Raw genomic sequence first — 19770 nt, 5'->3', positions numbered from 1 at the left:
ATTTGCGACGGCACAGCGGCCCCCGCTGCCGGCCGGTTGGGCCGTCACCGGTTTCGGGGAGCGCGTGCGCCGTCTATAGACTTGTGGCATGACTGAAACCGCTACTTCCGCTGTGCCCGCAGACCCCCGCTCCGCCTACGGCTACGGCGTCGCAACCATCGCCACCGGCAACGGTGATGCCACGGTGCTGGACGTCTGGTTCCCGGCACCGGCCCTCGGAACAGCGGCGGAGAACCTCCGCGACGTGGCAAACGCGGACCCGGCCCTGCTGGACATCGCCGCAACCGGAGCCGACGCCGACCGGGGAACCGAGCAGAAGGTCGTGTTCGCCCAGATCCACCTCGACGAAGCCCCCGCCGACACTGCCGACGCCTACCTGCGCCTGCACCTGCTCTCGCACCGCCTGGTGCAGCCCAACAGCATCAACCTGGACGGCATCTTCGGCAAACTCCCCAACGTCGTGTGGACCAACTTCGGTCCCGCCGCCGTCGAGGGCTTTGAACTGACCCGCGCCCTGCTGCGCAAGCGCGGCGCCGTCACCGTCTACGGTGTGGACAAGTTCCCCCGCATGGTCGACTACGTCATCCCCTCCGGCGTCCGCATTGCCGACGCCGACCGGGTCCGCCTCGGCGCGCACCTCGCCGAGGGCACCACGGTTATGCACGAAGGCTTCGTCAACTTCAACGCGGGCACCCTGGGCACGTCCATGGTGGAAGGCCGCATCTCCGCCGGCGTCGTCGCCGGTGACGGGTCCGACGTCGGCGGCGGCGCCTCCATCATGGGGACCCTGTCCGGCGGCGGCAAGGAAAAGATTTCCCTCGGCGAGCGGGTGCTGCTGGGCGCCAACTCCGGCGTGGGCATCAGCATCGGCGACGATTCCGTCGTCGAAGCCGGCCTCTACGTCACGGCCGGCACGCGCGTCCGCGTGGTCGGCGCCAAGGACGCCGACGGCGAGGACACCAGCCAGATCGTCAAGGCCGTGGAGCTCTCCGGTGTCCCGAACCTGCTGTTCCGCCGCAACTCCTCCACCGGTGAAGTCGAGGTCCTCCCGCGCAAGGGCCAGACCGTCGAACTCAACGAGGCCCTGCACGCCAACTAAGGTTGGGTGCGGGAAATCAACCGTCATCAGCATGGACCGGCCCGGACGGGCCTGAGGGAGTAGTCACGTGGCACGCAAAGGCAGCTTGCGCCGTCGAATTGTGCTGCTGCTGACCCTGGCAATGGTCGCGGGCGGGGTTTACACGGCGGTTTCGTTCGTGCAGCGGTCGGAAGTCCTCATCACCGAACGCTGCACGGCCGTCGGCGGCGGCAGCGCCGAACTCGCAACGGACCAGGCCGCCAACGCCGGCCTCATTACCGCCGTCGCCGTCCGCCGGGGGCTCCCCGCACGGGCCGCCAGCATCGCACTCGCCACGGCCATGCAGGAGTCCAAAATCCGGAACATCAGCCATGGCGACCAGGCAGGCCCGGACTCCCGCGGCCTCTTCCAGCAGCGGCCCTCGCAGGGCTGGGGCACTGCGGAACAGGTGATGGACCCGTATCACGCAAGCAACGCCTTCTACGACGCCCTCGCGAAGGTCCCCGACTACCAGGCGCTGAACATAACCGAAGCCGCGCAGCGGGTCCAGCGCTCCGCGTACCCGGACGCCTACGCCCAACACGAGGTCATGGCCCGCGCCTTCGCCTCGTCGTTGAGCGGGCAGACCGCCGCGGGCCTGGACTGCTCGCTGCGCGCCCCCGACGAGGCCGGCGACCCGGCTGCCGTGCAGGAGCGGCTGACAGCCGCCTTCGGCGACGTTCCGGCCTCCACGGATGGCAGCACACTCGTCCTGGACGCCGAGGGAACGCGGGCCTGGGCCTTGGCTCAGTGGGCCGTTGCCAACGCCAAGGCACTGTCCATCACGGAAGTACAGGCCGAAGGCCGCGGCTGGTCCCGGCAGGACCGCGACGGCTGGCAGCCCTCCGACGTGCCGGCCGGACAGGTCCGGGTCACCGTCGCCGAGGCACCGACCCCATAGACGCTTTTCCCTGCCCCCGGCGGGACACAGGAGCCTGAAGTGCTCCGAGGGGCGCCTGCGCCGGACTCAGCGCCCGCGGCCGGACTCAGACCAGCAGGTCCACCACGGGCTGCACATAGCTGCGGAACAACTCCGGCTGGGACATCAGGTCGGAGCTCATGATGATTTTGTCGGGCTCCAGGTACCAGGCCCTCGGCTCGGCAAGGGGCAGTTCGATGATGGTCAACGTGAAGTCATTGGCGGCCCGGCCCACCTCAAGCAGCCGGTCATCCACCATGTCCTGCAGCAGTTGAACGCCGCCCGCGGCTTCGCGTTCGGCTTCCAGGGACAGGTACTCGCCGCGGCGCTCCCGGGCCCACGACAGGGCAGCCCCAAAATGCGCCTGCAGCACGCGCCGGAGCGCGGGGGAATTGCTGAAGCTGCGGAAGCCGGGCGGACCCAGTTCCGGGGACATCTCGGGATGCGCCTTCAGGAGCTGCTCCCACCAGGCTTCCCATTCGGTTTTGAGGGCACCGAGTCCGCCTACCTCGGCAACGAGGTGCGTGTGGTCCGCAGGCCGGATCTTCGGTGCCGCCTGGCAGAGTGCCGGGTGCCCAGCGCTGTCCAGTCCGGCAGCGTCACGAACGTACAGTGCAATGAGCATGGGACCCGAAGTGTCCATGGTGATCCGCCAGCCCGGCCCGCCTGTGTGGTGCATCCAATTGCCTCCCTTGGCAAGACGTACGTTCCCAGTCTATTCCTGAAGTTAACGCACGTTAATGGCTGCCAGCGTAGCTGCCCAGGCCCGCGAGATGGGACTCCAACACATCGTTGCACATCTGCGCGGTCATCCATTCGGGCTGCAGCAGGGCGTGCATGGTGAGCCCGTCCAGGGTGGCCAGCAGGCGCTCGGCCTCGGTGACCAGCCGCTGCTGGTCCATGGTCACGTCGGTGCCGCGGGCTGACGACAGCTCCATCACCAGCCGCCCGACGATTGCGGCTACGGCGCGGTGGCTCCGGTCGGCTTCCGCGGCCAGGAACGGCTTGGTCCTTGCGGCATTCTTGAACGCCATCCAGACGCAGGCGTCCACCGCGCGTTCCTCGTCCAGGGGAAGAAACTCGCCCAGCAGGGTTAATACGCCTTGGCGGTGTTCCGGGGTGCCGGGCTGCGCCTCCGCAAGGCGGTCATCCGCTGCTGCCAGCCGGTCCACGATCCGGTCCACGACCACCCCGAAGGAATGGGCCAGGAGTTCGTCGCTGCTGGCGAAGTAGTGGCGGACCGATCCAACGGCCAGTTCCGCCTCGTCCGCGACCTCGCGGAGCGAAGCCCTTTCGAGTCCGTCCGCTGCGACGATCCGGAAGACCGCTTCGACCACTTCCTGGCGCCGCAATGCGGCGTCGACAAATTTGGGCATTAGTCTTTTTTAGCACGGATGTGCCCGAACGACGTGGGGCCACACCGGCTGGCAGGGCTCCCACCTGCGGAGATAGTCACAATCGTCCGTCCTGAAACGGTCCCGGACACAACGACGCCGGCCGCGCACCCTTGGAAAGGTGAGCGGCCGGCGTCGTAGTGCTGGGGTCTTTTGCGGACTACCGGGCTACACGGAGGGGTAGTTGCGCTCCGGCTCGCCGATGTAGAGCTGCCGCGGGCGGCCGATCTTGGTATTGGGGTCGCTGATCATTTCACGCCACTGTGCGATCCAGCCCGGAAGCCGGCCGATCGCGAAGAGCACGGTGAACATCTTCTCCGGGAAGCCCATGGCCTTGTAGATCAGGCCGGTGTAAAAGTCCACGTTCGGGTAGAGCTTGCGCTGGATGAAGTAGTCATCATTCAGGGCCTTCTCTTCGAGGCGCAGGGCGATGTCCAGGAGTTCGTCGTTGCCGCCGAGCTTGGTGAGGATCTCGTGGGCCGTGGCCTTTACGATCTTGGCGCGCGGGTCGTAGTTCTTGTAGACGCGGTGCCCGAAGCCCATGAGGCGGACGCCGTCCTCCTTGTTCTTGACCTTCTCCATGTAGTCCTCGGGCTTGGTGCCGTCGGCCTGGATCTGGCGCAGCATCTTCAGCACGGCCTCGTTGGCGCCGCCGTGGGCGGGGCCGAAGAGTGCGTTGATGCCGGCGGACACGGAGGCGAAGAGGTTGGCGTTGGAGGAACCGACCAGCCGGACCGTGGAGGTCGAACAGTTCTGCTCGTGGTCGGCGTGCAGGATGAGCAGCAGATCAAGCGCCTTGGCAACCACCGGGTCCACCTCGTACTGCTCGGCCGGAAGGCCGAAGCTCAGGCGCAGGAAGTTCTCCACGAGGTTGTGGGAGTTGTCCGGGTAGAGCATGGGCTGGCCGATGCTCTTCTTCAGGGCGTAGGCGGCAATGACGGGCATCTTGGCCAGCAGCCGGTAGGTCGAGACCTCAACCTGCTCGGCGTTGAAGGGATCCAGCGAGTCCTGGTAGAACGTGGAGAGCGCGGATACTGCCGAGGACAGGACAGGCATCGGGTGGGCGTCACGCGGGAAGCCGCTGAAGAAGCCCTTGAGCTCTTCGTGCAGCAGTGTGTGGTGGCGGATCCGCTGGTCAAAGGCTTCCAGCTCGGTGGGGGTTGGCAGGTTGCCGTAGATCAGCAGGTAGGAAACTTCCAGGAAGCTCGAGTGCTGGGCGAGCTGCTCGATCGGGTAGCCGCGGTACCGCAGGACACCGGCGTCGCCGTCGATGTACGTGATGGCGGAAGTGGTCGCCGCCGTGTTCATAAAACCGGGGTCAAAGGCGACGGCACCGGTCTGCTTCAGCAGCTTGGAAACGTCGTAGCCTTCGTTTCCTTCTACAACCTGGATGCGCGGGAGTTCGAGCTCGCCGCCGGCATGGCGCAGGGTTGCGCTGGTGGTCTCAGTCATGGAGTCTCCTCTGAGGCGTCGGGGCCTCTGTAGAAAGCTGGTCCAACTTCTGGTGAAGCCGCCCACGGAACCTGTTTAGATACGGATTCCAACGGCCGCGCTGCCTTCTTGTGGAAAGCCACCATTGATAGTCAGTTAAAAACTACCGTCAGATTCCGGGTGGTACTAATCCGAGGCGCTCCGGAACCACCCAAACCGCGCCCGTTGTGGCACGCGTCACAGCATTGTTACGGCCCTGTGGCCAGGCGGGCGGCGGCGGCGTCTATCCGCTCGTCACTGGCCGTCAGCGCGACCCGGATGAATCCATTGCCGGCGTCGCCGTAGAACACCCCCGGACCGACGACGATCCCGCGGTCCGCGAGCCGGCCCACCGTGTCCCAGGTGGCTTCACCCGCAGTGGCCCAGAGGTAGAGTCCGGCCCGGGATTCGTGGATGGTCAGGCCAAAACGCTCCAGCGCCGGCACAATCCGTTCCCGGCGGCCGCGGTAGAGGTCCTTCTGCGCCTGGACGTGGGCGTCGTCGCCGAGGGCAACCCGCATCGCTTCCTGGACCGGGTAGGGGACAATCATGCCCGCATGTTTGCGGCTGTTGACGAGGTTCGCCATGATGGCCGGGTCGCCGGCCACGAAGGCGGCGCGGTAGCCGGCCAGATTGGACTGCTTGCTCAGCGAGTACACAGCCAGGAGGCCCTCATGGGAGCCCTCGGCAACCAGGGGGTCCAGGATGCTGGGCACCGGACTGCCGTCACGCTGGACGTCCCATTCGCCCCAGCCCAGTTCGGCGTAGCACTCGTCCGAGGCCACTACGGCACCGAGTTCCCGGGCCTGCCGGACGATCCTGCGAAGGGATTCGGCGTCGCGGACGCTGCCGGTCGGGTTGGCCGGCGAGTTGACCCAGACCAGGCGCACCCGGGCGCGGGTGGCGGCGTCGAGCTCGTCGAGGTCGTCAGCGGCGATGTGTTCCGCACCGGCGAACGTGGCGCCGATGTCGTAGGTGGGGTATGCGACCGTGGGGCGGACAACGACGTCGCCGGCTTTGAGGCCCAGCAGGAACGGGAGCCAGGCCACCAGTTCCTTGGAGCCCACCGTGGGCATGATGTCCTGCGGATCCAGCCCGGGAACGCCGCGGCGGCGCTCAAACCACGCCGCGATGGCCTCCCGCAGCCCGGCCGTGCCGTGGACTGTGGGGTACCCGGGGGCATTGGCTGCTGCGCGCAGGGCCGCCTGCACCACTTCGGGGGTGCCGTCCACCGGCGTTCCGATGGACAGGTTTGCTACTCCCCCGGGGTGTTCGGCCGCCCTGGCGAGGTACGGCGCCAGGGCTTCCCACGGGTAATCGGGCAGGCTGAGGCCGAAGCTGCGCAGCGCAGATGTCACGGGCGACCCGCCTTAGCTCTCTTGGTTCTGCGGCGGGAGGGCCGCGATCATCGGGTGGTCCGTGTGGGTGTTGCCCACCTTCGCCGCCCCGCCCGGGGAGCCCAGGACATCGAAGAATTCGACGTTGGCCTTGTAGTAGTCAGCCCACTCCTCGGGGGTGTCATCCTCGTAGTAGATGGCTTCGACGGGGCAGACCGGCTCACAGGCACCGCAGTCCACGCACTCGTCCGGGTGGATGTACAGGGAACGCTCACCCTCATAGATGCAATCGACGGGGCACTCTTCAATACATGCCTTGTCCTTGACATCTACACACGGCTGCGCGATTACGTACGTCACGTCCCTGGCCTCTCCACGTTGGTTCCGGCGACGGCCGGAAACTGCTCCCGGCCTGAGCGCCGGCTGCTGACTTCTGAGCCTATTATCTCCCAGCCGGTTCCCGCGAACCTAGCCGGGCGTCACACGGGTCCGCACTATTGAATCCGGCCCGCCTAGTATGAACGGGTGAGTTCCTCGATGCCGCCGCCCCAAGCGTTCCTGGCTGCCGCCGACCTCGGGACCCGGGTGGTGGTCCGGTACCGAATCGAGGGCGGGCTGACCGACGCACTCGGCGAGCTGGCGGCCCGCACCGACAGTGCGTGCACCGTGCGGACCAGGACGTCCGAGGTGGTCATTCCCCTGGCGCTGGTGGTGGCCGCCAAGGCTGTGCCGCCGCCCCCGCCGCGCCGGGCCCCGCGGGCGCAGCCCGGCGGCGGACATGCCCTCCCCTGAGCGTGACCAATGGACATATTGGCTTCATGTCCATCCGCCGCCGCAACCACGGGACATGCCCAGCGGTCGCGACGGCGAACAATGGACATGCCGTCCCCTGAGCAGTCCGTCCCGCCCCCTCAATGGGGCATGCCCTCCCCTACCTTGACCAATGGACATATTGGCTTCATGTCCATTTGCTGCGCAAAGCGCGGGACTTGCCCAGTGTTCGCGACGGCGGACGGGTGGGCATGTCCAGCGTTCGCGACGGCGGACGGGTGGGCATGTCCAGCGTTCGCGACGGCGGACGGGTGGGCATGTCCAGTGTTCGCGACGGCGGACGGGTGGGCATGTCCAGTGTTCGCGACGGCGGGACGGGTGGGCATGTCCAGTGTTCGCGACGGCGGACGGGTGGGCATGTCCAGCAGGGGCGGGGAAGACTGGACATCGCCCTCGACAAACCTTCAATCCCGGAGGGCATGTCCAATGCTAGGCAGCGGCGGGAAGGCTGTTCAGTGCGTCGCGGACCATGGCGATGAACTCTTCGGGCCGGTTCAGGAGTAGCGCGTAGCTGACCACCAGCGTCGGGATGCCGAGCCGGGTTGTGACGTTCCACCGACGCCGGTCCTCCTCGAAGCTTGTCCGGTCCATATGGAAGCTCGCCCCGTCGGTCTCAATGCCCAGCCGGCCGTCGACCATGAGATCAAGATGGCCCATCCCGGGGATGTTGACCTGGGATTCCACATGGAACCCAGCCCTCCGCAGCCAGTACCGGGCTATGCACTCAATAATGGACTGCGATTGCGTGACTATGCTGTCCACCATCCGGCGCTCCCTCGCATCATTGCGGCCTGCCAGCCTCTGACGCAGAGCCGCGAGCGGCATGCCTTTCAGCACCACTGCGGATTCGGCAATGACGAGGCCATCGAGGTCGGGAAGGCATCGCAGGCTTTGCACCACGGTGTCCAGAAGGGTCGGCGGCGCCGCGGAACGATGGCAAACGAATCCCGGATAGCGCCGGCTGTGGGTAACCGCAATATGAGGTTGCGGGGGCGGCTCGAGCACCCAGAGACCTTGGAACTGCGCCGCTGTGGCGCAGGCAGGTTCCGCCGGCAGCGAGCGGATCGCGATGAGCCCGGGGTCGGCGTCGGGCACTGCGTAAACGCCGCGTGCCACGCGGGAGACTGCACCGCGAGCCAGCGCGGATTTGAGTTGGAAGTCTGAGACGCCGGCGGCAGCAAGGTGTTTGGCGCGGGCGACGCCGTCGTAGGTTGAAAGCACTGAGTTGATATTGACCATGCGGACATCGTGACGCCGGGGCCAACGACCGGAACAGGGCCGGGGCCTCGCTATGTGCAAAAACGCATGCCCGGCGTGCTCTGCCGCGGTGGAACATGTTCCGAGCTCTGGCGAGCACCGGTACACGCCCACCAATGGACCTGGCCCCCGGCGTGACGCGGAAACTGGGCATGTCCCGGGGCGGCGGTGGCGAGACGGCTGGGCATGTCCAGCGGAGACCGAAGCGGATGGACATAGGGCCGATATGTCCACCCGTGGCCTCAAGAACTGGGCATGTCCCGCCGGGCGGAGGGCGAAGAATGGGCATGTCCCGCGGGCGGGGTTGGCGGTGCGGCGCGGCTAGGCGCGGGCCGGCCGGTAGCGCCCGCACCAGGCCAGCATCACCAGCGTGACCACCGCGATGCCGTAGATCCAGAGGTTCCCGGCCAGGTCACCGATAATCAGGCGCTTGCCCTCCCCGAGGGTGGACCACCAGCCCGCCAGGGCGTAACAGAGGGCGCCGCACGCCGCCGTCGGGAGCACGGACCGGAACGCGGCACCGAGCCACAGCTCGACGGCGCCCAGCAGCACCAGCGCGGCGGCGGCGCCCCACGGCACCTCGACGCCGGCAACCAAGATGTCCTGCCCGTGCAGCATCGTGCCTGCGAGGGCAGCAAAAAGAGCTGCCGGCACGGCGGCGGCAATACCGCCTGCCGTACCGGCAGCTCTTCTCTTCACAAAGGATCCGTTGCTTCAGCGCGGAACGCCGAGACTAGACCTTCGCGCGGGCGCGGTTGGCCTTGGCACGCTCGTTGGTGTCCAGGATGACCTTGCGGATACGGATGGAGTCCGGCGTGACCTCGACGCACTCGTCCTCGCGGGCGAATTCGAGCGACTCTTCGAGGGTCAGGTCGCGCGGCGGCGTCAGGTTCTCGAAGGTGTCGGAGGAAGCGGCACGCATGTTGGTGAGCTTCTTTTCCTTGGTGATGTTCACGTCCATGTCATCGGCGCGGGAGTTCTCGCCGACGATCATGCCCTCGTACACCTCGGAGGTCGGCTTCACGAAGAAGGAGCCGCGTTCCTGCAGGTTGATCATGGCGAACGGCGTCACAACACCGGCGCGGTCGGCGATCATCGAACCGTTGGTGCGGTATTCGATCGGGCCGGCCCACGGCTCGTATCCCTCGGAGATCGAGGCTGCGATGCCGGCACCGCGGGTGTCCGTGAGGAACTTGGTGCGGAAACCGATCAGGCCACGGGCCGGAACGATGAACTCCATGCGGCACCAGCCGGTGCCGTGGTTGGCCATGTTGGTCATGCGGCCCTTGCGGGCGGCCATGAGCTGCGTGACGGCGCCGAGGTACTCTTCCGGCACGTCGATGGTCATGTGTTCCATCGGCTCGTGGATCTTGCCGTCAACGGTCCGGGTGACAACCTGCGGCTTGCCGACGGTCAGTTCGAAGCCTTCGCGCCGCATCTGCTCGACCAGGATGGCCAGGGCGAGCTCGCCACGGCCCTGGACTTCCCAGGCGTCGGGGCGCTCGGTGGGGAGCACCTTGATGGAGACGTTACCGATCAGTTCCTTGTCCAGGCGGTCCTTGACCTGGCGGGCCGTGACCTTGGCGCCCTTGACCTTGCCGGCGAGCGGCGAGGTGTTGATACCGATGGTCATGGAGATGGCCGGATCGTCAACGGTGATCAGCGGCAGCGGCTGCGGGTTTTCGGCGTCGGTCAGGGTCTCACCAATGGTGATTTCCTCGATACCGGCGACGGCGACGATCTCGCCGGGGCCGGCGGAATCGGTCGGGACGCGGTCCAGCGCCTTGGTGGCCAGCAGTTCGGTGATCTTGACGTTCTTCAGTTCACCGTTGGCGCGGGCCCACGCAACGGTCTGGCCCTTGCGGAGGGTGCCGTTGTAGATACGCAGCAGCGCCAGGCGGCCGAGGAACGGGGAGGCGTCCAGGTTGGTGACGTGCGCCTGGAGGACGCCGTTCGGGTTGTAGGTGGGGGCCGGGATGTGCTCGATGATGGCCTGGAAGAGCGGCTCCAGGTCCTCATTCTCCGGGGCGGAGCCGTCTGCGGGCTGCTCGAGGGAGGCGCGGCCGACCTTGGCGGCGGCGTAGACGACGGGGACGTTGAGGATCTTGTCCAGGTCGAGGTCCGGAACTTCGTCGGCGAGATCGGAGGCCAGGCCCAGGAGCAGGTCCATGGATTCGTGGACAACCTCTTCGATCCGCGCGTCGGGGCGGTCGGTCTTGTTGACCAGGAGGATCACCGGCAGGTGGGCCGCGAGGGCCTTGCGGAGGACGAAGCGGGTCTGGGGCAGCGGGCCCTCAGAGGCGTCAACGAGGAGGACAACGCCGTCGACCATGGAAAGTCCGCGCTCCACCTCGCCACCGAAGTCGGCGTGGCCGGGGGTGTCGATGACGTTGATGGTGATGGTCTCGCCCTTGGAGGACGGTCCGTTGTAGGCCACGGTGGTGTTCTTGGCCAGGATGGTGATGCCCTTTTCACGCTCGAGGTCGCCGGAGTCCATGACCCGGTCTTCGAGGTGGTTGTGCTCGGCAAAGGAATTGGTCTGCTTGAGCATGGCGTCGACCAAGGTGGTCTTGCCGTGGTCAACGTGGGCCACGATCGCGACGTTGCGCAGGTCACTGCGCGATGCAGTGGCTACCGCGGTGTTGGTGGTGGTTTCAGACATGCGTTATTGCTCGATTCAGTGGTGAAGTCAGCTGTGGTATCGCGACATTTCCAACCGGAACGCACGACGGATACGCCCCTTTGGCACAGGGCACCTTCATCCATTCTAAACGCTAGGGCTTTTGTTGGCCTAAAATCCGTCGCGCCCGGCGGAGCGGCAGGGCGGCAAGGGCGGCAGATCGGCGCATAACATGTGAGTAAAGTCACTGGATTTTCAGATCCCTATGCCCCATGATTGCTTGGAGTAACTACGAACTTGGGGGGCCGACTTGCGCAGTGCCCCGACGATGGCCCGGATCCTCCCACCCATACTCGCTGCCGGCCTGTTCCTCGGCGGTTGCACCCCTGCTCTGGAATCAGAGGCACCAGCCAAGGTCTCGGAGCGCGTGAAGGGACTTCCCGTAGCCGCAGCGGCTGGCCCCGGACAACCGGTGGCTGCAGGCTCCGCAGGCAGGAAAGCGGCCGCAGCACCAGACAACCTGCCCGCGGGCTCGCTTTTCCTGAATCCTGCGAACGGCAGGAACGAAATCATCGTCAGAGACATTGAGAACACCGCGGTACTGATTGGCGATTCCCAGTCCGAGCCCTCGGAGAGTTGGCCCAGGCTTGCCCTTGGAAGCCTCGGCTACGACGTCGTGTTCTGCGGCGGAGGTGGCACCGGATTTGTGGCCGGCAGCCTCACGCGCGGCAACTACATCGATGCCTTGGAGAACGGTGACTGGCACCTGCCTTACGGGGCGCCTCCGCTGGTCGTCATCGAAGGCGGTGGAAACGATGCTTCGAAGGGAGCATCGGATTTCGATATCGAGGAGCACGCCGAGCGCCTGATCGAGGCCGTTGAAGACCGCTACCCCGCTGCCGAAGTAGTGCTAGTGGGCACGCTCGCGAGGGGCTCGCAAGCCGGCGGCGGACGCCGGACGCAGGTTGATTCCCTGCTGGGAGCGGTTGCGAAGGAGTACGGACTTTCCTTCGTCAGCGTGGGTGACTGGTTGACCCGCTACGGGCTCTCCCGGTACCTGGCCGACGACCGCCACCTGAACGCTGAGGGACACGAGGCCGCGGCCATCCTGCTGAGCAAGCGTCTTGAGGCACTCGGTCTCGTGTAGAACCTGGCCCAACAGACAGCAGCAGAAAACAAGCGAGCCGGCGCCCACCTCAGGTGGGCGCCGGCTCGCTTATTGACGCGGCTTGGTCTTGGGAGCAGCCGGGCGCCTAGGCTCAGGCAACTTCCGGCGGCAGCATCAGGCGTGCACCCGGGATCGCGTTGAGCAGCGCCTTGGTGTAGTCCCGCTGCGGAGCTTCGAAGACCTCATCCGTGGAACCGGTTTCCACCAGCTTGCCCTTTTCCATGACACACACGTGGTCGGCGATCTGCCGCACCACCGCGAGGTCATGGGTGATGAACAGGTAGGTCAGGCCCAACCTGGACTGCAGTTCGGCGAGCAGGTTCAGCACCTGCGCCTGCACCAGGACGTCCAGGGCGGACACGGCCTCGTCGCAGATGATCACCTCGGGATCCAGTGCCAGGGCACGTGCGATCGCGACGCGCTGGCGCTGCCCGCCCGAGAGCTCATTCGGGTACCGCTGCATGGTGGACTGCGGCAGCGACACCTGGTCCAGCAGTTCGCGGACCTTCTTCTCCCGGCTGGCCTTGTCCCCGATCTTGTGGACCCGCAGCGGTTCCTCGATGGTGCGGTAGATGTTGTACATCGGGTCGAGGGATCCGTAGGGGTCCTGGAAGATCGGCTGCACCCGCCGGCGGAAAGCGAAGATCTCCTTGGGCTTCAGCACAGAGGTGTCGACGCCGTCGAAGATGATCTTGCCGGAGGTCGGCTCCAGGAGGTTCAGGACCATCTGCGCCACGGTGGACTTGCCGGAACCCGACTCGCCCACGATCGCCGTCGTCGTTCCGCGCTTGACGTTGAAGGAAACGTCGTCGACGGCGGTGAAGTCGGTCGACTTGCCGAATCCCGCACGCAGTTTGAAGACCTTGCTCAGGTTCTGGATCTGCAGCACGTCTTCGGTCATGGCCGGTTTGGCCGCACCGCCGTCACCGGGAACCAGCAGATCGTTCGTTGCGACGCCGAGTTCCTTGGCCACCTGGATCCGCCGTGACGCCAGCGACGGCGCCGAAGCCACCAGCCGCTGGGTGTAGGGGTGCTGCGGGTTCTGCAGCAGTTCCAGGGACGGACCGGCCTCGACGACGTTGCCTCGGTACATGACCACAACCTTGTCGGCACGCTCGGCGGCCAGGCCGAGGTCATGGGTGATGAGCAGCACGGACGTGCCCAGTTCCGAGGTCATCTTTTCGAGGTGATCCAGGATCTGGCGCTGCACGGTCACGTCCAGGGCCGACGTCGGCTCATCGGCGATGAGCAGGCGCGGCTGGCAGGACAAGCCGATGGCGATCAGCGCGCGCTGGCGCATGCCGCCGGAGAACTCGTGCGGGTACTGCTTCGCGCGCCGGGCGGCGTCCGGCAGGCCGGCTTGGGCCAGGACCTTGGCGACGTCGTCCGGGCCGCTGGGGCGGCCGTTGGCCTTCAGCGTCTCCTTGACCTGGTCGCCGATCTTCCAGACCGGGTTCAAATTGGACATGGGGTCCTGCGGAACCATGCCGATGATGTTGCCGCGCAATTCGATCATGCGCTTCTCGGAAGCGTGCGAGATGTCTTCGCCATCGAGCAGGATCTGCCCGCCGGCAACCCGGCCGTTGCCGGGCAACAGGCCAATTGCTGCCAGCGCGGTCGTGGACTTGCCGGAGCCGGACTCGCCCACAATGGCCACCGTCTCGCCCGGCATGATGGTCAGGTGTGCGTTGCGCACGGCCTGGACCTCGCCGCTGCCGGTCGTGAAGGAGATCGCGAGATCGCGGATTTCCAGCAGTGGCCGGTCGGCCGGCGTTCCGGCTTCGTGGATCGTGACGTCGGAAGTTGTCATGATTGCCTCCTTCATCGCTGACGGCTCTTCGGATCGAGAGCATCACGGAGGGCATCGCCCAGCATGATGAAGCTCAACACGGTGATGGACAAGGCTGCTGCCGGGTAGAGCAGGACAGCCGGGTTGGTGCGGATGGATGCCTGCGCGGCGGAAATGTCATTGCCCCAGGACATCACGGAACCGGGCATGCCGATTCCGAGGAACGAGAGCGTGGCCTCGGCGACGATGAAGACGCCGAGTTCCATGGTGGCGAGCACGATGATCGGGGCCAGCGCGTTGGGGAGCACATGGCTGACCAGGGATCCCACCCGGGAGACACCCAGCGATCGGGCCGCGGTGACGAAGTCGGCGTTGCGCACCTCGATGACGGCGCCACGGGTGATGCGGGCCATCTGCGGCCAGCCGAGCACCACCAGGACCAGGACCACTGTTCCCACTCCGCGGTTTTCGCGCATGAGCGGAAGCTGGGTGAGGACGAGCGCGCCGAGGACGATCGGCAGGGCGAAGAAGATGTCGCCGAGGCGGGCGATCACCGTATCGATCCAGCCGCCGAAGAAGCCGGCCAGGGCGCCGAGCGTGACGCCGATGATCAACACGGAGATCACGGAGAACACGCCGACCATCAGCGAGGCCTGGGTGCCGTGGATGATGCGCGAATAGATGTCGCAGCCCTGGAAGGTGAAACCGAGGGGGTGCCCTTCGGTGGGGGCGCCGTTGGAGTTCGCCAGCACACAGCCGTTGTCCGGATCAACCTGGGTGAAGAGGCCCGGGAAGACCGCAACGATGACGATCAGCGCAATCATGACCGCGGAAATGATAAAGAGCGGACGACGGCGGAGCTTGCGCCACGCGTCCGCCCAGAGGCTCAGCGGGGCGTCGTCGGTTTTGACAGCGTCCGTTGCCAGCAGCGGGGTTTCCTCGACCGGGGCAACGAAGTGTTCGGCTTTGCGGTTAGTTTTCATAGCGGATCCTCGGGTCAAGCCAGGCGTACAGCAGGTCGACCAACAGGTTGGCGAGTACGAAGACCAGCACCAGGACGCTCACGATGGCGACGACGGTGGGGCCTTCACTTCGGAGAATGGCCTGGTAGAGCTTCTGGCCAACGCCGGGGACATTGAAGATGGCTTCGGTCACGATCGCGCCGCCCATCAGGGCACCCAGGCTGGCGCCGAGGTAAGTGATCACGGGGATCAGGGAGTTGCGCAGGACGTGCGTCGTCACCACCTGGCGGCGGGCGAGGCCCTTGGCGGTGGCGGTGCGGACGTAGTCGGCGTTCATGTTCTCGATAACGGAGGCACGCGTCAGGCGCAGCACATAGGCGAAGGACACCATGCCGAGCACCACCGCGGGAAGGATCAGGCTCCCCCACGTGACGTTGGAGCCGACCGTGGGTTTGGCCCACCCCAGCTGCACGCCGATCAGCAGCTGCAGCGCGAAGCCGAGCACGAAGGTGGGGACGGCGATCACAACGAGCGACAGCACGAGGACCGAGCTGTCGAAGATGCCGCCCTTGCGCAGGCCGGCGACGAGGCCGAAGGCGATGCCGAACACGCCCTGGATGACGAGCGCTTCGATCGCGAGCATGGCCGTGACCGGGAAGACGCGGGCCAGGGTGTCGGCGATCGGCTGGCCGGTGAAGTCGACGCCGAGGTTGAAGGTGAAGAGGTTCTTCAGGAACAGTCCGTACTGGACCCAGAACGGCTCGTCCAGGTTGTACTGCTGGCGCAGCTGGGCGATGACGGCCTCGCTCGGCGGGCGGTCCCCGAAGAGCGCGCGGATGGGGTCGCCCGGAAGGGCGAAGACCATGAAGTAGACGAGCAGGGTGGTTCCGAGGAATACCGGAATGACCTGCAGCAGGCGCCGGAGGATGAACTGGATCACAGCAGCTCCTCCGGTGAATGGGTGGAACAAAGGGGAATCATGGGGGACAGCTTCCTGCCGGTTTCAAGCATATGGGGGTCCGGCAAAGGCCGGACCCCCAAGCTTTAGTGATGTGTGAATGAGTTCCAGGAACCCAGGAAATTACTTGGCCGTGATGGCCCAGTACTGAAGAACACCGTTCCAGCCGGAGTCAACGTTCGTGACATTCTGGCTCCAGACGGCCTGGCGTGCGTTGTACCACAGCGGCAGGTTGGGGAGGTCCTTGAACAGGATCTCCTGTGCCTGGGTGAACTTCTTGTTGGCGTCGTCCGTGGACTTGGCGCCCAGGCCCTCGTTGAGGAGCTTGTCGAACTCGGGGTTCGAGTAGCCCTCGTAGTTGGCGCTGGCACCGGTCTTCAGGAGCGGGCCCAGGAAGTTGTACAGCGACGGGTAGTCGGCCTGCCAGCCGGCGCGGGTCAGACCCGGCAGTTCCTTCGCGCTGCGCAGCTCCAGGATTTCAGCGAACTTGGCGAACGGCTGGCCTTCGGCCTTGATTCCCAGGTTGTTCTTGAAGTTGTTGGCAACGGCGTCGATCCATTCCTTGTTGCCGCCGTCAGTGTTGTACGCGAGCTGCAGGGTCTTGTCTGCGGGCCACGGGGTGATGGCGTCAGCCTTGGTCCAGAGTTCCTTCGCCTTGGCGGCATCGAACTTCAGGACCTCGGAACCGGCCACGTTTTCGTTGTAGCCGTCAATGGCCGGGGAGGTGAAGTCCTTGGCCGGGATGCGAGTGCCGGAGAAGATGACCTTGGTGATCTCGTCGCGGTTGATCGCCATGGAGAGTGCCTGGCGGCGCAGCTGGCCTGCTTCGCCCTTGAACTCGGGCAGGTAGCCCGGGATGTTCAGGGTGGCGTTGCCGGCGTACGGCTTGTTCAGGTTGTTCTCCGGGAAGTCCATGGTGTAGGTCTTCAGGGCATTCGTGGGCAGTACGTCCGTGACGTCCAGGTTGTTGGCCTGGATGTCCGTGTAGGCCGGGGCCGGATCGGTGTAGAACTTGAAGGTCACGCCGCCGTTCTTGGCTTCGCGGGCGCCCTTGTAGTCCGGGTTCTTGACGAGGGCGATCTGGCTGTCGTGCTGCCAGGCGCCTTCCTTCTCCATCTTGTACGGGCCGTTGCCGACCGGGTTCTCGCCGTACTTCTTCGGATCCTTGATGGCCTCGGCGGGCAGTGGCATGAACGCCGAGTAGCCCAGGCGCAGCGGCCAGTCGGCTTCCGGCTGGGCCAGCTTGACCTCAATGGTGGAGTCGTCCTTCAGGACCAGCCCGGAGAGGGTCTGGGCGGTAGGCGCGGGGACGTCGACCTCTTTGCCGTCCGTACCCTTCTGCGTCTTGGTGGCGCTGACGGCGTCGTAGCCCTCGATGGACTCGAAGAAGCTGCTGTTGCCCTGCGCATTGGTGCTCAACGCGGCAAAGTTCCAGGCATCAACGAAGCTCTTGGCGGTGACTTCCTCGCCGTTGGTGAACTTGGTCCCCGTCTTGACCTTGATGGTGTAGTTCTGGCCGTCCGCGGATTCTATGGACTCGGCCAGGGCGTTAACCGACTTGCCGCTGGCGTCGTAGCTGGTGAGGCCCTCGAAGAGGAGCTCGACGACGCGGCCGCCGTAGACTTCGCCGGTGTTGGCGGGCATCAGGGGATTCTGCGGTTCGTTGCTGTAAGCGGTGATGACCTTGTTGGGGTCGCCGGCAGCCTGGTCAGCACCGTTTGAGGTGCCGCCTCCGGCGCCGCATCCGGTCAGGGCGAGAGCGGCGATGGCCACCATGCCCAGTGCTTTGGAAGTGCGCGAAAAACGCATTCCGCCTCCTATGAGTTTGGGGGAGTTCGTGAGGGAAAAACTTATGTTTCCCCGCAGGCAGGCACAGGGGTATCCCCTGTGACGTGGCCTACATATACGAGTAGCCTAACCCCAGAATGTCCAGATGTTGGAACTCTGTTGCCAAACCGTGACCCGACAAAAGCGTGACCGATAGCGTCAAGCGCAATGTATTTCAAGTCACACGCTACTGGCTGGTAGTATTCGCCGCCCGGCGATCCCGGTTAGGGGCAGTTAACTCGGATCTGCCGCCATCAGCTGCGCCCGCAACTCGCGGCGTTCCCGCTGTTTTTCGGGATCCGGGAGCGGCACGGCGGCCAGGAGACGCTGCGTGTAGGGTTCCTGCGGGTTGCGCAGGATCTGGTCGCGGGTGCCCTGCTCGACGATGCGGCCGCGCTGCATCACGCAGATCCTGTCCGCCAGCACATCGACGACGGCGAGGTCGTGGGTGACGAAGAGGCAGGCGAAGCCGAGCTCCTTCTGGAGGTTCTGGAACAGATCGAGCACCTTGGCCTGCACGGATACGTCCAGGGCCGAGGTGGGCTCGTCCGCGACCATCAGCTTCGGCTTGAGCGAGAGGGCCCGCGCGATGCCCACACGCTGCTTCTGCCCGCCGGAGAGCTCGTGCGGGTAGCGGTTACGGTAGTTGCGCGGGAGCTCCACCTGATCCAGGAGCGCCTCGATCCGCCTCTGCAGCTCGACGCCTTTCGCCACCCCGGCCAGGAACATCGGCTCGCCGATGCTCTCGCCGATCGGAAGCCGCGGGTTCAGCGACGACGACGGGTCCTGGAAGACCATGCCGACGTGGCGGCGCATCTCGTGCAGCTGCCGACCGTTCTTCTTCGCGGCCGAAATGTCCTGGCCGACCACCTTCATGGTGCCGGCCGCCACCGGCAGCAGGCCGACGGCGGCGCGGCCGATCGTGGTCTTGCCTGAGCCGGACTCCCCCACCAGTCCGACAACCTGCCCCGGATAGATCACCAGGTTGGCGCCCTCCACGGCGCGGAACGCGGGGACCCGGCCCTGCTTGGGGTATTCGATGGCCACATCGGTCAGCTCCAGTACCGGCTGGCCCTGCGGTTTTGCAGCTTCCGCGGCGGCGAGGGCAGCGGCGTTCTCGCGTTCGCGCCGAAGGAGCTGCTCCTCCGGAATGGAGGTGAGCTCGGCGTGCGTGGCGGCGGCGAGGGCTGCGGTAACGTCCACTTCCACGGCGGCGTCCGAGCCTCCCTGGCCCAGGTGCGGAACGGCTGCCAGCAGGGCCTTGGTGTATTCGTGCTGGGGGTTGTGAAAGATTTCGGCGGCCGTGCCGGTTTCGACGATTACGCCGCGGCGCATCACCGCGATCCGGTCCGCAAGGTCAGCCACGACGCCCATGTCGTGCGTGATCAGGACGATGGCGCTGTCCAGTTTGTTGCGCAGGTTCCGCATGAGGTCCAGGATTTCCGCCTGGACGGTCACATCGAGTGCCGTGGTGGGCTCATCCGCGATGAGCAGCTTCGGATCGCAGGACAGGGACTGGGCGATCATGGCGCGCTGCCGCTGGCCGCCGGAGAGCTGGTGGGGATAGGAGCGGAAGGCCTTCTCCGGGTCGGGCAGCTCCACGAGCTCGAGCATACGCAGGGCGCGGAGCCGGGCTTCGTCGGGAGACACTTCGCTGTGCAGCCGAACGGTCTCCACGATCTGCGCGCCCACGGTGTAGACCGGGTTCAGGGCCGTCATCGGCTCCTGGAAGATCACGGCCACTTCCTTGCCGCGGACCGCGCGGATGTTCGCTTCGTTCGTCCCCAGCAGCTCCTGCCCGGCGAGCTTGACGCTTCCGGTCACCCGGCTGTTACTGGGCAGCAGACCCAGCAGGGCCATCGAGCTGGCACTCTTTCCGGATCCGGACTCGCCCACGATCGCCAGCACTTCGCCGGCACGCACCTCGTAGTTCAGACCAATTGCGGCCGGAACCCATTTCTTGTCCACGCCGAAGTCGACGCTCAACCCGCGGACCTCCAGCACGGGTTCGTTCTTCCCCGGAGCAGGGGCGACAACCGGATCGAGGGTGATGAAGTCAGTCATGATGGGGCTTTCCTTCCACCCGGGCCGCCGGTTCACCGGGGATTAGTGCTGCGGCTC

Annotated in this window: 17 protein-coding genes; 4 read left to right on the top strand and 13 right to left on the bottom strand. The window is 65.9% G+C overall.

Annotated features, from left to right (window positions below):
- Window positions 1–88: 88 nt before the first annotated feature.
- Entirely contained in the window at window positions 89–1099 is a 1011-nt protein-coding gene (dapD, locus tag ASE96_RS02785) for a 2,3,4,5-tetrahydropyridine-2,6-dicarboxylate N-succinyltransferase (RefSeq protein WP_056425608.1), read from the top strand.
- 67 nt (window positions 1100–1166) lie between these two features.
- The gene (locus tag ASE96_RS02780) at window positions 1167–2018 is read left to right on the top strand and encodes a hypothetical protein (protein WP_442853874.1); all 852 of its coding nucleotides are present in this window, start codon (window positions 1167–1169) and stop codon (window positions 2016–2018) included.
- A gap of 85 nt (window positions 2019–2103) precedes the next feature.
- Here ASE96_RS02780 and ASE96_RS02775 read toward each other — a convergent pair whose 3' ends face one another.
- The 5 genes from ASE96_RS02775 to fdxA all read right to left on the bottom strand — a co-directional run bounded on the left by ASE96_RS02775 (window position 2104) and on the right by fdxA (window position 6597).
- Window positions 2104–2715 (bottom strand): hypothetical protein, encoded by a 612-nt coding sequence (locus tag ASE96_RS02775; protein ID WP_056425605.1) that lies wholly within the window; start codon window positions 2713–2715, stop codon window positions 2104–2106.
- Between the two features lie 58 nt (window positions 2716–2773).
- A complete protein-coding gene (locus ASE96_RS02770) occupies window positions 2774–3412 on the bottom strand; it encodes a TetR/AcrR family transcriptional regulator (protein WP_056425604.1) in 639 nt (212 codons plus the stop codon).
- Window positions 3413–3598: 186 nt separating this feature from the next.
- A complete protein-coding gene (locus ASE96_RS02765; protein ID WP_056425602.1) occupies window positions 3599–4882 on the bottom strand; it encodes a citrate synthase in 1284 nt (427 codons plus the stop codon).
- A gap of 227 nt (window positions 4883–5109) precedes the next feature.
- Window positions 5110–6258 (bottom strand): succinyldiaminopimelate transaminase, encoded by a 1149-nt coding sequence (dapC, locus tag ASE96_RS02760; protein WP_056425600.1) that lies wholly within the window; start codon window positions 6256–6258, stop codon window positions 5110–5112.
- 12 nt (window positions 6259–6270) lie between these two features.
- Window positions 6271–6597 carry a ferredoxin gene (fdxA, locus tag ASE96_RS02755; RefSeq protein WP_056425597.1) on the bottom strand — a complete coding sequence of 109 codons (327 nt, stop codon included), beginning with the start codon at window positions 6595–6597 and terminating at the stop codon, window positions 6271–6273.
- A gap of 165 nt (window positions 6598–6762) precedes the next feature.
- On the opposite strand from fdxA, the gene ASE96_RS02750 reads away from it, so the two are divergent.
- A complete protein-coding gene (locus ASE96_RS02750; RefSeq protein WP_235500084.1) occupies window positions 6763–7029 on the top strand; it encodes a putative acetyltransferase in 267 nt (88 codons plus the stop codon).
- A 468-nt stretch (window positions 7030–7497) separates the two neighbouring features.
- On the opposite strand, the gene ASE96_RS02745 is transcribed toward ASE96_RS02750, so the two are convergent.
- The 3 genes from ASE96_RS02745 to typA all read right to left on the bottom strand — a co-directional run bounded on the left by ASE96_RS02745 (window position 7498) and on the right by typA (window position 10987).
- Window positions 7498–8307, bottom strand: a complete 810-nt coding sequence (locus tag ASE96_RS02745) for a type IV toxin-antitoxin system AbiEi family antitoxin domain-containing protein (protein WP_056425591.1) — start codon at window positions 8305–8307, stop codon at window positions 7498–7500.
- A 339-nt stretch (window positions 8308–8646) separates the two neighbouring features.
- On the bottom strand, window positions 8647–9024 hold the full coding sequence (locus ASE96_RS02740) for a hypothetical protein (RefSeq protein WP_235500082.1): 378 nt from the start codon (window positions 9022–9024) through the stop codon (window positions 8647–8649).
- A 34-nt stretch (window positions 9025–9058) separates the two neighbouring features.
- Window positions 9059–10987 carry a translational GTPase TypA gene (gene typA / locus ASE96_RS02735; protein WP_056425584.1) on the bottom strand — a complete coding sequence of 643 codons (1929 nt, stop codon included), beginning with the start codon at window positions 10985–10987 and terminating at the stop codon, window positions 9059–9061.
- Window positions 10988–11417: 430 nt separating this feature from the next.
- On the opposite strand from typA, the gene ASE96_RS02730 reads away from it, so the two are divergent.
- On the top strand, window positions 11418–12092 hold the full coding sequence (locus ASE96_RS02730; protein ID WP_235500081.1) for an SGNH/GDSL hydrolase family protein: 675 nt from the start codon (window positions 11418–11420) through the stop codon (window positions 12090–12092).
- A 112-nt stretch (window positions 12093–12204) separates the two neighbouring features.
- Here the strand turns inward: ASE96_RS02730 and ASE96_RS02725 are convergent, their stop codons facing one another.
- From ASE96_RS02725 to ASE96_RS02705, 5 genes are all read right to left on the bottom strand, one after another.
- Window positions 12205–13923, bottom strand: coding sequence for a dipeptide ABC transporter ATP-binding protein (locus ASE96_RS02725; protein WP_056426610.1), 1719 nt, complete (start codon window positions 13921–13923; stop codon window positions 12205–12207).
- An 11-nt stretch (window positions 13924–13934) separates the two neighbouring features.
- Window positions 13935–14885, bottom strand: coding sequence for an ABC transporter permease (locus tag ASE96_RS02720; protein WP_056425579.1), 951 nt, complete (start codon window positions 14883–14885; stop codon window positions 13935–13937).
- The gene (locus ASE96_RS02715; protein WP_056425578.1) at window positions 14875–15804 is read right to left on the bottom strand and encodes an ABC transporter permease; all 930 of its coding nucleotides are present in this window, start codon (window positions 15802–15804) and stop codon (window positions 14875–14877) included. The genes ASE96_RS02720 and ASE96_RS02715 overlap by 11 nt, the downstream gene beginning before the upstream one ends.
- Before the next feature lie 141 nt (window positions 15805–15945).
- Window positions 15946–17631, bottom strand: coding sequence for a peptide ABC transporter substrate-binding protein (locus ASE96_RS02710; protein ID WP_056425575.1), 1686 nt, complete (start codon window positions 17629–17631; stop codon window positions 15946–15948).
- 252 nt (window positions 17632–17883) lie between these two features.
- Window positions 17884–19713, bottom strand: a complete 1830-nt coding sequence (locus ASE96_RS02705) for an ABC transporter ATP-binding protein (RefSeq protein WP_056425572.1) — start codon at window positions 19711–19713, stop codon at window positions 17884–17886.
- Window positions 19714–19770: the final 57 nt, after the last annotated feature.

The organism is Arthrobacter sp. Leaf69, assembly GCF_001422645.1.
Taxonomy (GTDB): domain Bacteria; phylum Actinomycetota; class Actinomycetes; order Actinomycetales; family Micrococcaceae; genus Arthrobacter.
Note: the sequence above shows the minus strand (reverse complement) of the source record. Positions and strands in the feature narration are given on the sequence as shown.